Annotated in this window: 2 protein-coding genes; both read right to left on the bottom strand. The window is 57.3% G+C overall.

What is annotated here, in order from left to right:
- Positions 1–16: 16 nt before the first annotated feature.
- Positions 17–814, bottom strand: coding sequence for an IS3 family transposase (locus PDO_RS15290; protein WP_007603603.1), 798 nt, complete (start codon positions 812–814; stop codon positions 17–19).
- Positions 811–1,225, bottom strand: a 415-nt coding sequence (locus PDO_RS15285) for a hypothetical protein (RefSeq protein ID WP_244426464.1), incomplete at its 5' end; no start/stop codon positions are given. The genes PDO_RS15290 and PDO_RS15285, both read right to left, overlap by 4 nt.

The raw sequence follows: 1,225 nt of genomic DNA, 5'->3' as shown, positions 1-1,225 counted from the left end.
AGCGAGGCGCTTCAAACTAAGCAGCCTGCTGGGCGAGTTGGGTTTCAAATTCTACCGGCGACATGTAGCCAAGGGCCGAGTGCAGCCGCTTGGCATTGTAGATCTCCTCAATGAACCTGGGCAAGCGTTCGGCCACATCCGCGAACGTCTCGTAGCCAGCGATGTAGACGTCCTCGACTTTCAGTGTTTTCATGAAGCTCTCTGCCTGAGCATTGTGATAAGGGTTGCCGACGGCGCTCATGGAACCCTGCAGTCCGGCGGCATCGAGCGCTCGTCGATAGGTCTCACTCGCGTATTGGCATCCTCGGTCCGTATGATGAATGCAGCCGGTCGGAGGCTTTCTGTTCTCAAGCGCCGAACGCAATGCTGCCAGTGCCAGCGGTGTATCCAGGCGCTTCGACAGGCCATAGCCGACGACTTTGCGGCTGCAAGCGTCGAGAATGACGGCGAGATAGCAAAAGCCCACGTCTATGCGGATGTATGTGAAGTCGGCCACCCAGACCATGTCAGGCTGCGATGGGATCACATTGCGATAAAGGTTCGGGTAGATCGGTGAATCGTGATTGCTGTCTGTTGTGCGCACATACCGCTTGCGAGGCTTGATCCCGAGGCCGTTGGCCCGCATGACGCGGGCGACACGCTTGTGGTTGACCAAGTGGCCTCTTCGCTGAAGCTCGTGCGTTACGCGTCGGTATCCGTAGCAGGGCAGCTCGTCCTGGATATCCTCAATGATTTCAACGAGTTTCGCATCCCCAAGGTTCAACGCTCTCGCAGTTGATCGATAATAATAGCTGCTTCTCGGGAGATCGATCATTTTGCACCCCCGTCTGATAGAACAGGCCGGGGACCGGTGATGATGGAGGAGTTCCCGCTGTCGCCGGCGATCGGCTGGCGCGGAGTTTTTTTCACCAGGTCCAGCTCCATCGTGAGCTGGCCGACCTTGCGTTCAAGCGCCGCAATGTGGGCCTCGTACTCGGCAATAACGCTAGCCTCTGCTTCCTCATCGTTCAGTTCGCCGCGATCGAACTGCGTCAGCCATAACTGGATGAGGTTTGCCGAAACGCCATAGGTGCGCTGCGCATCGCGCCGTCCAATGACGCCGTTTCGGATATCCTGGCAAAGCTGCAATTTGAACGGCGTAGAATGCCGTCGATATGGACCTCGGGACTTCATGAGCCTTCTCCGATTGAGGCCCGCAGAGTGTATCAGTTTTTCCGAGTCCCGC

Source organism: Rhizobium sp. PDO1-076 (genome assembly GCF_000247475.1).
In the GTDB taxonomy this organism is placed as follows: domain Bacteria; phylum Pseudomonadota; class Alphaproteobacteria; order Rhizobiales; family Rhizobiaceae; genus Allorhizobium.
The sequence above is the reverse complement of the archived record's forward strand: the minus strand, read 5'-3'. Positions and strand labels throughout refer to the sequence as shown.

Bases quoted from the DNA above. Each gene is read 5' to 3' on its own strand.
- PDO_RS15290 (WP_007603603.1), bottom strand. From the start codon at position 814: ATGATCGATCTCCCGAGAAGCAGCTATTATTATCGATCAACTGCGAGA.